Origin of the sequence: Microcoleus sp. CAWBG58 (assembly GCF_020883045.1) — a bacterium.
In the GTDB taxonomy this organism is placed as follows: Bacteria; Cyanobacteriota; Cyanobacteriia; order Cyanobacteriales; family Microcoleaceae; genus Microcoleus.
Genome location: NZ_JAHRFA010000051.1, coordinates 17,204 through 30,681 on the forward strand (window position 1 = coordinate 17,204; position 13,478 = coordinate 30,681).

9 protein-coding genes and 1 pseudogene are annotated in these 13,478 nt (G+C 46.6%); 7 read left to right on the plus strand and 3 right to left on the minus strand.

Annotated elements, in window-relative coordinates:
* Window positions 1–309 precede the first annotated feature (309 nt).
* The 3 genes and pseudogenes from QZ918_RS21120 (at window position 310) to QZ918_RS21125 (ending at window position 6,240) form a co-directional block, all read left to right on the plus strand.
* Window positions 310–5,058: a DUF8508 domain-containing protein gene (locus QZ918_RS21120; protein WP_293338152.1), complete on the plus strand. Its 4,749-nt coding sequence runs from the start codon at window positions 310–312 to the stop codon at window positions 5,056–5,058.
* Window positions 5,059–5,073: 15 nt separating this feature from the next.
* Window positions 5,074–5,265: pseudogene (locus tag QZ918_RS33150) on the plus strand (Calx-beta domain-containing protein); the annotation flags it as partial.
* Window positions 5,260–6,240 carry a calcium-binding protein gene (locus tag QZ918_RS21125; protein ID WP_527250421.1) on the plus strand — a complete coding sequence of 327 codons (981 nt, stop codon included), beginning with the start codon at window positions 5,260–5,262 and terminating at the stop codon, window positions 6,238–6,240. The pseudogene QZ918_RS33150 and the gene QZ918_RS21125, both read left to right, overlap by 6 nt.
* A gap of 141 nt (window positions 6,241–6,381) precedes the next feature.
* On the opposite strand, the gene rlmN is transcribed toward QZ918_RS21125, so the two are convergent.
* The gene (gene rlmN, locus QZ918_RS21130; RefSeq protein ID WP_293338154.1) at window positions 6,382–7,494 is read right to left on the minus strand and encodes a dual-specificity RNA methyltransferase RlmN; all 1,113 of its coding nucleotides are present in this window, start codon (window positions 7,492–7,494) and stop codon (window positions 6,382–6,384) included.
* Window positions 7,495–7,833: 339 nt separating this feature from the next.
* Between rlmN and lgt the strand changes: the two genes are divergently transcribed.
* The 3 genes from lgt (at window position 7,834) to QZ918_RS21145 (ending at window position 10,643) form a co-directional block, all read left to right on the plus strand.
* Entirely contained in the window at window positions 7,834–8,727 is an 894-nt protein-coding gene (gene lgt / locus QZ918_RS21135; protein WP_293149216.1) for a prolipoprotein diacylglyceryl transferase, read from the plus strand.
* A 120-nt stretch (window positions 8,728–8,847) separates the two neighbouring features.
* Window positions 8,848–9,642, plus strand: coding sequence for a precorrin-4 C(11)-methyltransferase (gene cobM, locus QZ918_RS21140; protein WP_293149214.1), 795 nt, complete (start codon window positions 8,848–8,850; stop codon window positions 9,640–9,642).
* A 128-nt stretch (window positions 9,643–9,770) separates the two neighbouring features.
* Window positions 9,771–10,643, plus strand: coding sequence for a dienelactone hydrolase family protein (locus QZ918_RS21145; protein ID WP_366863558.1), 873 nt, complete (start codon window positions 9,771–9,773; stop codon window positions 10,641–10,643).
* Between the two features lie 67 nt (window positions 10,644–10,710).
* Here QZ918_RS21145 and QZ918_RS21150 read toward each other — a convergent pair whose 3' ends face one another.
* On the minus strand, window positions 10,711–11,910 hold the full coding sequence (locus QZ918_RS21150; protein ID WP_293338155.1) for a glycosyltransferase family 87 protein: 1,200 nt from the start codon (window positions 11,908–11,910) through the stop codon (window positions 10,711–10,713).
* A gap of 286 nt (window positions 11,911–12,196) precedes the next feature.
* Here QZ918_RS21150 and QZ918_RS21155 point away from each other — a divergent pair, with 286 nt between their 5' ends.
* The gene (locus QZ918_RS21155) at window positions 12,197–12,679 is read left to right on the plus strand and encodes a flavin reductase family protein (protein ID WP_293149208.1); all 483 of its coding nucleotides are present in this window, start codon (window positions 12,197–12,199) and stop codon (window positions 12,677–12,679) included.
* Window positions 12,680–12,721: 42 nt separating this feature from the next.
* Here QZ918_RS21155 and QZ918_RS21160 read toward each other — a convergent pair whose 3' ends face one another.
* Entirely contained in the window at window positions 12,722–13,294 is a 573-nt protein-coding gene (locus QZ918_RS21160) for a pyroglutamyl-peptidase I family protein (RefSeq protein WP_293338156.1), read from the minus strand.
* Window positions 13,295–13,478: the final 184 nt, after the last annotated feature.

Consider the following 13,478-nt stretch of genomic DNA (forward strand, 5'->3'; position numbering starts at 1 on the left):
TTCAGAGGACTAAAGTCCTCACTACGAACCAATTTTACCTAACACGAAAAATCTACTATTCAACCTCAAAAAGGTTCGTAGTAGTAGGGTGCGTCAGATCGTAGGTTGATTTTTGATAAAATCATGCACTCTGACGCACCCTACGGCTTAGAAATAGATTTGTTGTAATTGGACACAAAATATGCTAGATTATTTTGACTTTATAATTATTAACTGTTACTTAAATAAACAGTTACTATCTCTTAACTTTCAGCTAGTAGTATCTGTCTTTGGGAGTGAAAACTGGCGCAAACTACGGGAATAAGTGTTATGGCAGCAAAGTTAGTGATTTCGGGCTACATGGCAAATCCAGCCGGTACAGATAGCCCCTATGAATATTTACAGGTAATTGCTACAGAGGCGATCGACTTTGCAGCGACTCCCTACACGGTGGTGTGGTCAAATAATGGAACTGCACTGGCCAACGGATGGGTTAGCGGGACTGCTTTAACCTACGGTTTCAGCATTAATTCAGGTACGATCGCTAAGGGGCAAGTTGCTTATATCGGCGGTTCTGGCAAATTAATTAATGGTGCCGCCACTACAGATATTTCGGCGGCAAATTGGCTGAAAACTATCAATACAAGCACAACTGCGGGTGACGGTTTTGGAGCTCTCAACACTGGCGGGGTACTCGGAAATGGAGGTGCTAATGCTGACGGGATTGCGATTTTTGATGTTCCGGTTGCCAGTATTACTAGCACAACTGTTCCCGTTGATGCTGTATTTTTTGGCACCGGTGTAGGGACGGCAAATCCGGCGACTGGCGGTTATGTATTGCCTACAAATGATATCTACAATAATGCCCAGGGAACTTTTGGGGATGGAACTAATACAACTCTTTTTCCCGATCCTGCTAGCGGCGCGTTTACTAAGTTAACTGGAACTTACAATGCGGTTACGGGTACTTGGACGACTCCGCGCACGGCTGCGACTGTAACTAATCCTACTGCACTTACAGATATTGCTGCGGCTGTGACGATCGCCTCTACAACTCCTTTACCCGATTTAACTATCGCCAGCAGCGCCCCTGCGACAGCGACGGTTAACACTCCCTTCAACTACACGCTGACTTTAACTAACAGCGGTACTGCTGCTGCTACAGGAGTTAGCGCTAAATTTACTTTACCTGCGGGCGTTACTTACAATTCGGCTAGCGGTACCGGTTTTACTGCGACTCAAGCAGCGGGAGTTGTTACTTTTACCGGCGGTGCGATCGCCGCTGGTGGCAATGTTCCCCTTACAATTAACGTTACTCCTACTGCTGCGGGTACTGTTAGCAGTACGATAGGTGCGGCAGTTGCAGATCCCGGAAGTGCGATCGCCGAAAGCAACGAAACCAACAATTCCTCGACTACCGCCGTCACTACAACTGTTACAGCGACTGCTAACACTCCACCGACGATCGCACCGAGTGCAGCTTCTACATTTTTAACTGTTCCTACTTTATCAGGTGTCATCAACGATCCGACGGATCCGGCTAAGAATTTTGGGGTTAACTTTACTTTAGCTGATGCGGAAACTGCGGTTGGAAATCTGACATTAACCGCAACCAGCAGCAATACTGCGGTGGTTCCCAACGCTAATTTAACTATCAGTGGAACTGGCGCAAGTCGCAATCTGAAAATTAATCCGGTGGGTGTCGGTTTTGCCGATCTAACTGTTACTGTAAGTGACGGCACAAGTACAACATCTACAGTTCTCAAATACGCCGCTTCTGCTGCTTCGGGGAATCCGACAACCAGCCGTTTTCTGACTGGAACTAGCGATGCGAGTACGGCGATCGCGATCGACTCCAATTATATGGTAGTCGCTGATGACGAAGACCAAACAATTCGTTTGTACGATCGCGCAAATTCCGGTTTACCAGTCAAAACCTTTAACTTTACCAACTCTCTCGGCTTGACGGATATCTCCGGCGGTATTCCCAGAGAAATTGATATCGAAGCTTCAACTCGCGCCGGGAATAAGATTTACTGGTTGGCTTCCCACAGCAACGCCAGCGGTGGCAATTTGCGCCCGAATCGCTATCGGTTGTTTGCGACGGATATTTCCGGTAGCGGTGCAACAACTAATCTGACTTTTGCTGGTAAATATGACAATCTCCGCAACGATTTGATCGCGTGGGGAAATACGAATGGTTTCAATTTTACTGCTAGCGCGGCTGCGGGTAAAATTCCAGAAGCTACTACTTTAGATGGTTTCAATATCGAAGGTTTGACCCTTGCGCCAAATGGTACCACTGCTTACGTGGCATTTCGCGCGCCGCAAGTTCCCACAAGCGATCGCACTAAAGCTTTGATCGCACCGATTACTAACTTCACCGAGTTAGTAACAGCAACAGCGACTAGCGCCATGATTGGTGCTCCGATTCAACTAGATTTGGGCGGGCGGGGGATTCGCAGTATCGATCGCAATGCTAACAACGAATACCTCATTGTCGCCGGCCCTGCCGACAGCGCTACGGGGACTGCACCGAAGGATTTCCGGTTGTACACTTGGACTGGAAATCCTGCTGATGCGCCGCAAGTGCGATCGGCAAATTTGACTGCTTTGAATGCAGGTGGCAGTTTTGAATCCATCGTCGAAGTGCCGAGTAACTTAACCAATAGCAGTCAGATTCAGCTATTAGTTGATAACGGCGATAATATTTGGTACGGCAACAACGTTATCTCGAAAGATTTGCCGCAAGACAACTTCCAAAAATTCCGCAGCGATATCGTAACTTTGGGCAGTTCTCCGGTTCGCATCCGCAACATTCAAGGCGCAAGTCATACTTCACCTTTAGCCACTCAAACTGTTAGCAATGTTCCCGGTGTAGTGACAGCGGTAATTAGCAGCGGTGGGGGTCGCGGCTTTTATATCCAAGACCCAACTCCCGATACCGGGCCGAATCCAAATTCGACATCAGAAGCAATTTTTGTATTCCTGGGAAGTTCGACAATACCGAATCCTACTGTCGGACAATCGGTGCAAGTAACTGGTCGAGTTGACGAATTCCGTCCTGCTAACAACGCCACCAATCTAACATTAACTCAAATTAACGCTACGGTTGCTGGATCTGCGGTAGGTGCGATCGCCTCTTTAGGAACAATTACTCCAACTGTCATCGGTACGGGCGGCCGGATTCAACCGACAACCTCCATTCAAAACGACTTCAGCGCCACTGCTGGAAATGTCGAAACTGGCGGCGATTTCGACCCGACAGCGGAAGGCATCGACTTCTATGAAAGCTTAGAATCAATGCTGGTGCAAGTCAACAATCCCGTAGTTGTCGGCCCCACAAATAACTTTGGCGAGTTCTACGTTTTGCCAGATAACGGTGCGAATGCTACGGGCAGAACAAGTCGCGGTGGGATTGCCGTTTCTGCAAATGATTTCAACCCAGAACGCATTCAAATTGACGACACTTTGCTGAATCCTCCCAGCAATGGCAGCCTGTCACCTGCTGTTAATGTGGGAGACAAATTAACCACATTTACAGGCGTTGTCGGTTACAGTTTCAGCAATTACGAGCTTTTAAATACCGCTCAAATTCCTCAAGCCAGCGTCACATCCGGCGGCTTAACGAAGGAAGTAACAAACTTAACTGGAAGTGCCAGCCAGCTAACAGTTGCTACTTTCAACGTCGAGAATTTAGACCCCAGCGATACAGCAAAATTCCCAGCCATCGCTAACCGTATTGTCACCAATCTGAAAAGTCCTGACATTATCAACGTCGAGGAAATTCAAGATAACAACGGCGCGACAAATGACGGCGTAGTCGCGGCGGATACAACTTACAACACCTTAATTGCCGCCATTAAAACAGCAGGCGGCCCGACTTATGAATTCCGGCAAATTAACCCGGTAAACAACCAAGACGGCGGCGAACCTGGTGGCAATATTCGAGTCGGATTTTTGTTCAATCCCAGCCGCGTTACATTTGTCGATCGCCCTGGCGGCACTTCCACAACCGCAACCACGGTTAACAACGTTAGCGGATCGCCCGTACTGTCAGCAAGTCCGGGCAGAATTGACCCGACTAACGCAGCATTTGATACCAGCCGCAAGCCGTTAGTCGGTGAATTTAAATTCAACGGCCAATCGGTGTTTGTAATTGCCAATCACTTCAACTCTAAAGGCGGCGATCAACCGCTTTTCGGCCCGAGTCAACCGCCTACTCTTACCAGCGAAACTCAACGACTGCAACAAGCACAAATTGTCAACAATTTTGTGGATAGTATTTTGGCAGTAGATGCCAACGCGAATGTGATTGTTGCCGGAGATTTGAACGATTTCCAATTTTCCGAACCGCTGAATGTTGTCCGGGGAATTCCAAAAGGTACTGGCACCGCTGTACTGCAAAACTTAATCGAAACTCTGCCGGAAAACGAGCGCTATACTTACAATTTCCAAGGCAACGCGCAGGTTCTCGACCACATTTTAGCTAGCAATAACTTAGCTAAAAACTTAGCCGGCTTTGATGTGGTTCACATCAACTCAGAATTTGCCGCCCAAGACAGCGATCACGATCCGAGTGTCGCCCGGTTTAATATTGCCTTGCCGAAACCGACTGTCACGATTACTGCAACAGACGCAGCCGCGGCAGAATCCGGCGCAAATCCTGGTATTTTCCGCATTGCGCGATCGGGCAGTACCACACTGCCGCTGACAGTGAATTATACAACTGCTAGCGGTACGGGGTTTGCATCCAGCAATGATTTCACTCCGAATTTAACGGGCAGCATTATCATTCCAGCCGGTCAATCTTTTGCCGATGTTACTATTACCCCAATTGACGACAGGATTGTGGAAGGTAGCGAAGCTGTGAAGCTGACTCTAGTCGGTAATGCTGCTTACAATTTGGGGGCTGCTGGTACTCAAACTGCGACAGTGGCGATCGCCGATAACGATGTATCAGCCCCGGGAACATTTAATTTCAGCAACGCCACTTACAGCGTTAATGAAAACGGCGCAACCCAAACAATTACGGTGAATCGTACAGGTGTCACCAATGTTTCCGCCTCTGTCAGTTAGGCCACTGCTAACGGTAGCGCCACCGCCGGAAGCGACTACACTGCCACATCAGGTACGTTAAACTTTCTGTCTGGTGAAACTAGCAAAACTTTCACTATTGCGATCGCCAATGACACCTTAGTCGAAGGTAATGAAACTGTCAATCTCAGCTTGACAAATGCCACAAATAATGCAAGTTTGGGCAATCAGAAAACGGCGATTTTGACGATCGTCGATACGACAGCAACTCCAACACCAACGCCCACACCAACGCCCACACCAACGCCCACACCAACGCCCACACCGGATCTAACCTGCATTGGCGATCGCATTGAACGACCAAACCTCGATCGACTAAATCCAGTCGATAATATCATCAACGGCAATTCCGGCATCCTCATTGGTACTGCCAAAAATGACGGTTATATTGGCAGTAACACTCCCAATATATTCGATGCCAAAGCAGGTAATGACAACCTGATTGGTGGGAATAGCGCAGACATTTTCAACGGCAACGAAGGTAACGATTTTATTGATGGCAAGGGCGGCAACGATATCCTGTTGGGAGGCAAAGGAAACGACATCATTATTGGCGGTTTTGGTAAAGATGTTATTTTCGGGAATCAAGGAAACGATTCACTTAACGGGCAAGAAGATGATGACTTAATCTTGGGCAATGAAGGTAACGATTTTATCGACGGCGGCAAAGGAAACGATACTTTGTTCGGCGGAAACGGTCAGGATTTAATCCTAGGCAGCGAAGGCAATGATACTCTCTTTGGAGAAGTTGGGGACGATACTTTGTCTGGCGATGCCGGAAATGACCTAGTTTATGGGGGTCAAGGCAATGATTTAATTGACGGCGGTAAGGGCAATGATTCGATTTATGGAGACAAAGGTAACGATACGCTTCTCGGCTGCGAAGGCAACGATATTTTGTTTGGAGGTTTAGGCAACGACAGCTTGATTGGCGGTTTGGGCAATGACATATTTGTCGTCGGAAACAATCTCGGACTCGATATTATTTCCGATTTTGTGAAAGGCGAAGATGTGTTAGGATTGTCTGGTGGCTTGACTTTCAACCAACTGAAAATCAGTCAGAGTAATAGCAATACTTTGATTGAGGTGAATGGAATTGCGATCGTCTCTTTGATCGGAGTCAATGCTTCACAAATCGGAGTTAACGATTTCCGAACAGTTTAAAACGCTTGTAGAGTTTGTTGTAATATCATTTCATCTCGCACAAACACAATCAAAAACGTTCGTAGTGAGGACTTTAGTCCTCTGACGGATGCGGACTAAAGTCCTCACTACGAACCAATTTTACATGACAGTAAAAATCTACTATTCTACCTCCGAAGCCCGCAGTTGTCCGCAGGCGGCATCTGCTTCTAAGCCGCGAGAATACCGCACGCTAACTGCAATTTTCTTCTCCTTCAAAACCGCCACAAATTGGTTAATTCGATTGGGAGTTGGCCGCTGATATTCAGCTTCCTGAATCGGATTGTAAGGAATCAAATTGACGTGACACTGAAAACCGCGCAACTGACTTGCTAACTCGGCGGCGTGTTCTGGTAAGTCATTTACATTAGCTAAGAGTACATATTCAAAGCTTAACCTGCGGCCGGTCGATCGCACGTATTCGCGGCATTCTGCCATTAACTCACCCAAAGGATAAGGATGGGCGCTGGGAATCAACTCTTCGCGCAGTCTTTGATTGGAGGCGTGGAGGCTGACAGCAAGGGTAACTTGCAGTTGATGTTCGGCTAGTTTGTTGATGCGGTTGCGAATTCCGACTGTGGAAATGGTGATGTTTCGCTGTCCAATTCCTACGTCTTGATTCAAACACTTGACAGCAGCTACGACATTATCGATATTCAACAGGGGTTCGCCCATCCCCATAAATACGATGTGGCTGACTCGGCGGCCGAAATCTTGCTGTACTGTCAAGACTTGATCGACGATTTCGTGTTTTTCTAAGTTGCGCTTGAAACCGCCTTTTCCCGTAGCGCAAAAGTCGCAGCCCATCGCACAGCCAACTTGGGCTGAGACGCACACTGTCAGCCGTTTTTCGGTGGGAATGCCGACGGTTTCAATGATTTGACCGTCTGCCAATTTTAAGAGATACTTGACGGTGGAGTCTGGTGCGACCGATCGCAAATGAATAGTCGATCGCCCGATCGGAATTTTAGCAACAGTCTCGCGCCATTGTTTAGAGAATACCGAAATTTCAGAGAGCGATCGGGCGCCTCTCTCATAAATCCACTGATACAACTGCTTCCCGCGATAAGCAGGTTGCCCATTTTGCTGTACCCACTCCGTTAACTCAGCCAAATTCGCGCCCAACAACGGCGGAATTTTACCAGACTCAACAGCCAAAGCATCAGTCTTGCGAGACTGATTCGCATCCCTGGAATTACCAGAAGAGTACACCTGAGAAACGGAAGTAGGAGACATAGGTCATCAGAAAATTTAAAACCACCCTCTATATTAAAACTTCTCGACCAAAACTGCCGACAATCCTCCAGAAGGCGAAGTCTCGATCCCCCTAAATCCCCCTTAAGAAGGGGGACGAAAGAGAATAATCCGGTTCCCCCCTTGTTAAGGGGGGTTAGGGGGGATCTTATTGTGGACTCACAAAGAAAACTCCTGATACAAATACCCGCAACAAAGTTAATTTCGGCGAAATTCCCCAAATATTGCGTGTAAATGACCGCAGTCACCTAAAATAAACTCTGTAGTTTGTGAAAGGGTATGCAAATTTGACAGCTTTCCACCACAATTAATGCAATTTTCATGGTGCTAAATATTCTTGCGCTGCCCTTAGGCTTTCAATTTACATCCCCGGGCCCAATTATCTTTCAACTCGGCCCCTTAGCCGTTCGTTGGTACGGGCTGTTGATAGCTTCTGCCGTCTTGATTGGGGTCACTCTGTCCCAATATTTGGCAGAAAAACGCCGCGTTAACCCGGAATTGCTGGGCGATTTAGCAATTTGGCTGGTTCTGGGCGCTATTCCCTGTGCTCGAATTTACTACGTGGCTTTTGAGTGGCAGCAATACGCCCAGAGGCCTGAAGATATTCTGGCAATTTGGAAAGGTGGAATTGCTATTCACGGCGCAATTTTGGGAGGCACGATCGCAGCTTTAATTTTTGCGAAAATCCAGCGAGTTTCTTTTTGGCAATTGGCAGATTTGATCGCACCTTCGGCAATTCTCGGTCAGGCGATCGGACGTTGGGGAAATTTCTTTAACTCGGAAGCTTTTGGAAGTCCTACGGATTTGCCCTGGAAACTCTATATTCCGGCGAATAGTCGCCCGATCGCCTATGCTAATTTTGAATACTTCCATCCCACATTTCTCTACGAATCTCTGTGGAATTTGACAGTATTTGGGTTGCTGCTGACTTTGTTTTTCCGCGACTTGCAGGGCAAAATTAGATTGAAAACTGGTGCTTTGTTTTTGGTTTATATCGCTGCTTACAGTTGCGGTAGAGTCTGGATTGAAGGGTTGCGAACTGATAGTTTGATGTTCGGGGCGCTGCGGACGGCGCAGATGGTAAGCTTGACTGGGATTGTTTTAGGTTTGGGCGGGTTGGCTTGGCTTTATTTGCTCGATCGACCTTTGCCAGATGTTGTATCAGCCACGGGCGATCGCACAAAGGTCGATCCCAAATCCCCAGAAGATCAATAAAAAACCCCAGAGACGTTAGTCTCTAGGGTTCAAAACCAGGGTGCATCTACCATCCCTTACTTCCAACCCAAATAGGTGCATCCGGAAACGTCGGTAAATTTAGTAAATTTTTTATCCGCAATGAGTTTGACAGAGATTCAATCCCTAATTCCAGGCGTATACATTGTAGGTGCAGGCCCGGGAGATCCGGATTTGTTGACTGTTAAGGCTCAAAAACTACTGGCCCAGGCCGATGTCATATTATTTGCCGATTCCCTTGTCCCAGAGCAAATTTTAGAGGGGGTGCGCGCGGATGCTGAAGTTATCCAAACGGCAGATAAGACTCTCGAAGAGATTGTACCTTTGATGGTCGATCGAGTGCGAGCAGGCAAAAGCGTCGTCCGACTGCATTCGGGGGATCCCTGTCTCTACGGTGCAGTCGGCGAACAAATGCACGCTTTAGCGGAAGCGGGAATTGCTTTTGAGGTAATTCCGGGAATTAGTGCTTTCCAACTTGCGGCGGCTAAACTTAAAATTGAGTTGACAGTTCCCGGAGTTGTGCAGACAATTATTTTGACCAGAATTAGCGGTCGCACTGAAGTACCAGAACGTGAAGAATTAGCTAGTTTAGCGGCCCATCAAGCGAGTTTGTGTCTGTATTTGAGCGCGCGACACGTCGAACAAGCTCAAGCTAAGTTGATGGAACATTACCCTTCTGATTTGCCTGTGGCGATTTGTTATCGCTTGGGCTGGCCCGATGAGAAAATTGTGCTGGTTCCCCTTGACAAAATGGCGATCGCCACTCGCGAACACAATTTAATCAGAACGACGATGTATGTGATTAGTCCGGCTTTGGGTAAAGAGGCCCAAGGGCGATCGCGCTTGTACCATCCAGAGCACGATCGGCTGTTTCGTCAGTTGACAGTTGACAGTTGACAGTTGTCAGTTGGCAATTGGTAGGGGCGGTGCCCCCGTGCCCGCCCTCTTCGTTGACATTTGACAGTTGACAGTCATTGGAAGAAATTATCAATTATCAATTATCAATTATCAATTATCAATGCCCGATGCCCAATGCCCCCATTCCCCATTCCCCATTATCTATGAAAGATTTAACTCGCAGACAATTTATCACTGTCACCGCATTAACCGCCGGATTTGCCTTAGCAGTTCATCCTATTTCTTTGGCAACTATTACCACAGATACAACGAATTTAGTTGCAGGTGAAGTCAAAATTCCCGTGAAAGATGGGCAGATTCCAGGATACAGAGCAATGCCAGCTAGCGGTAGCAATTTTCCAGTAATTTTAGTAATTCAAGAAGTCTTTGGAGTGCACGCCCACATTCAAGATATTTGCCGCCGTTTAGCTAAATTAGGTTATTTGGCGATCGCCCCAGAGATGTTTGCCCGTCAAGGTGATGTTTCTAAAATCACCGACATTCAAGAAATTGTCAGTAAAGTTGTCTCGAAAGTTCCCGACGCTCAAGTCATGTCCGATTTAGATGCTACCGTCGATTGGGCGCAAAAGTCAGCCAAGGGCAATATTGATAAGTTAGGGATTACCGGATTTTGCTGGGGTGGCAGAATTGTTTGGCTGTACGCAGCCCACAACCCGAAAGTCAAAGCTGGTGTGGCTTGGTACGGGCGTTTGGCGAGCGCTTCTGGGCCTTTAACTCCCAAACAGCCGATCGACCTTGCCGCAACTTTAAAAGTGCCAGTATTGGGGCTTTACGGCGGCAAAGACGAGTTAATTCCCAACGATACAGTCGAGAAAATGCAGCAACTTCTCAAAACTGGCAGCAGCGGTTCCGAAATTGTGCTTTATCCAGATACACCCCACGGTTTTAACGCCGACTATCGCCCCACTTACCGGGAAAAAGAAGCCAATGATGCTTGGAAAAAGCTGCAAGATTGGTTTAAAAAGCATGGAGTTGTTTGAGAGTTTTGACCAAGGGAGTCAGCCAGTTGACAGTTAAAAATATCGTCACTGGTAACTCGACCCAAAATCAAGCAATTTCTTGTTGCAATCCCTCACTCGATTTAGATTTCATGCTGAATAGAACAACACCAACTACTAGAATTAAAACAACAATTGTTCTCCAGTGAATCAAAAAAGGCAAACCCGCTGCTAAAAATATCCGTCTCGGAAAAAAGAGCAGAAAAACTAAAGCAATACTGCTGAGCAAAGCTTTGCGGTTATTGCTGCAATACAGCCACAGCGAAGTCAGAATCGGGAACAAACCTACATAATCGTAAACGTGAGTATATCCCAGAAAGGTGAAGGATATACCCATCAGCAAAGCCAACACATCTTCGCGATTAATTCTATTGCGAAACACCCACAGCACAACCGCTAAAATTACTGCCACAATCTTGATAGCTGGTATTTTGAAGCCTAAAGAAGCGAAAAGACTTTCCATACCAACTTTATCTTGAAACCCCGGTTGATTGAAAGGCAAAGAACTATAGCTGTCTTGAATTCCTTGATGCCACGCTGCCAGCATCCCAACTGGCCCGCCATACAGCACCAACGGGTAAGCGCTCATAATTATAACCGTTGCCAAGGCTACAGCTAATATTTTCCAGTTCCGTTCTAGCAAAAACCAAATACCCAGCAATAAGCATAGTTGCGGTTTAAAACTGGCTATACCCAAACAGACTCCTGCCAATACAAATTTTTGCCGTTGGCTGAAAAACCAAGCAGCCATTGTCCCGGCAAAAGCCATCAAAGAAGTTTGACCCATCCACACAACGTGGGCAGTGAATGGGTTGCCAACAATCATCGCAGTCATCACCAAACTGCCGAGTTGATTTTGACTGTTATTTTGATGTTGGTTGATGGTGCGAACTGTCATCGCAATAATAGCTGCGATTGAAAGCAAGTTGAGTAATAGCCAAACAAACTTGGCAATAGGGTAATCGAAAAGACCGACAAACATACAAAACACGGCTGATTGAGGAGGATAAAAGAAAGCCGCATCTTTTAGGTTGTCAATTTCTTTTATTGTCGCTACACTTTGAGTCAGCATACCGTGGTTGTAAGCATTTAAACCTTTCAGCCAAGCACGTCCGGCAGCGTAAAGGACACCACCGTCAGCATTTAGCTGGCCGTCTCTGCCAATCCCTATTATGCCGAAACAAATTAGAGATAATATACTGACTGCTACAAGACCTAAACCAAAGTTCCGTTTAAACGATTCTGTCATCGAATTATCTCCGGTTTTGTTAAGTAATTGAGTGACTGCGTTTAGATTCTAAGATTAATAGCTAAAGTCTTAACATAGTATATAGTTGGTTGTCAAAACATCGGAAAAACTCAATTTAAGTTAATAAAAATAAATATTGTGGCAAGCATAAAATTTGGTTGTGAAAAAACTAATATTGGCAATCTCAACATTCTCGGTGTGGCGCATCGCCCTTAAGACAGTTGGGTTTGTGGACGGGACATTGGTAAACTGGGCGGTGTAGAATTATCGATCGACAGGTAAGCCCGTGCTAGACGAACAAGCTAAAAAGACCCTCCTCCGCAAAATCCCTCACGGATTGTACATTTGCGGTGTCAAAGACGGGGAAGAAGTCAACGGTTTCACCGCTAGCTGGGTGATGCAATCTTCCTTTACCCCTCCCTTAGTCGTCAACTGCGTCAAGCAAGATTCCAAATCCCACGCCATGATCAAAGCCAGCGGTGTGTTTGCTTTGAGTTTCCTGGAAGCTGGACAAAAAGAGTTAGCCCAGAAATTCTTCAAGCAGCAGCGCCGCGTTGGCAATAAATTTGAGGATGTAGAATTTTATCTAGGCGCCGAAACAGGTTGTCCGATTATTTCGGATACTCTGGGTTACATTGAGTGCAATGTTGTTGGTGCTGTGGAACACGGAGATCACACGGTTTATGTCGGTGAAGTTATCGGCGCCGGTGTTCATCGCGAGGGCGATCCGTTGCTATTAGAAACCACAGGCTGGAATTACGGCGGCTAAAGAGTTGGCAGTTGGCAGTTGGCAATAGTCAGTTGTCAGTTGTCAGTTGATCTGTGGTAGGGGCGGTGCCCCCGTGCCCGCCCTCTTAGTTGTCAGTTGAGAGTGGTTAATTGTTAGGCGATTGACAATAGATAAAAAATCGCCGACAATTTTGTCAGAATTTTCTAATGTTAAAATTGGCACGTGGACGAAAATACATTTAGCGGGAAGTTGAGCATTGCGAATATGTTTTAAAACTGCGTAATAGAGAGCTTCACAAACATATTTTCCGGCTTCGTGACTGATTTCGGTGGTGCATAAATCAGCGACTAGCGGTTCGAGATTGACTTTTGTTTTCAGAATGTCTGTATCGCAGCAAGCGCAGGATTCTACGGTTAATTTTTGCCGGCTTTCGGCCATGCCGCAGCAGATAATAATATCGGGTTGGATTTGGTTGATTTGGGCGATCGCCAAATTCGGCGCTTCCTGAAAATCTACGGGCAGTTTTCTCAAATAAGTTAGCGAATCAGGCAAAGATTGAATTCGAGAAATTTTGGCTAATAAATCGTCGGAAGAGTTCGACTTCTGATGGGAAAGCCAAGTATTAAATGAGGTCAGCAGGATTTTGTTAGTCATATAATGTCCTCTGTATTAAGTGCGATCGAATAGGTTGGTAGTTAGGTTCGTAGTTAGGTTCCTAGTTAGGTTCGTAGTGAGGACTTTAGTCCTCTGAATTTCTGCGGACTGAAGTCCGCACTACGAACCTTTGTTCCTAGTTAGGTTCGTAGTGAGGACTTTAGTCCTCTGAATTTCTGCGGAC

Bases quoted from the DNA above. Each gene is read 5' to 3' on its own strand.
- QZ918_RS21120 (WP_293338152.1), top strand. From the start codon at position 310: ATGGCAGCAAAGTTAGTGATTTCGGGCTACATGGCAAATCCAGCCGGT.
- rlmN (WP_293338154.1), bottom strand. From the start codon at position 7,494: ATGTCTCCTACTTCCGTTTCTCAGGTGTACTCTTCTGGTAATTCCAGG.
- lgt (WP_293149216.1), top strand. From the start codon at position 7,834: ATGGTGCTAAATATTCTTGCGCTGCCCTTAGGCTTTCAATTTACATCC.
- cobM (WP_293149214.1), top strand. From the start codon at position 8,848: ATGAGTTTGACAGAGATTCAATCCCTAATTCCAGGCGTATACATTGTA.
- QZ918_RS21145 (WP_366863558.1), top strand. From the start codon at position 9,771: ATGCCCAATGCCCCCATTCCCCATTCCCCATTATCTATGAAAGATTTA.
- QZ918_RS21150 (WP_293338155.1), bottom strand. From the start codon at position 11,910: ATGACAGAATCGTTTAAACGGAACTTTGGTTTAGGTCTTGTAGCAGTC.
- QZ918_RS21160 (WP_293338156.1), bottom strand. From the start codon at position 13,294: ATGACTAACAAAATCCTGCTGACCTCATTTAATACTTGGCTTTCCCAT.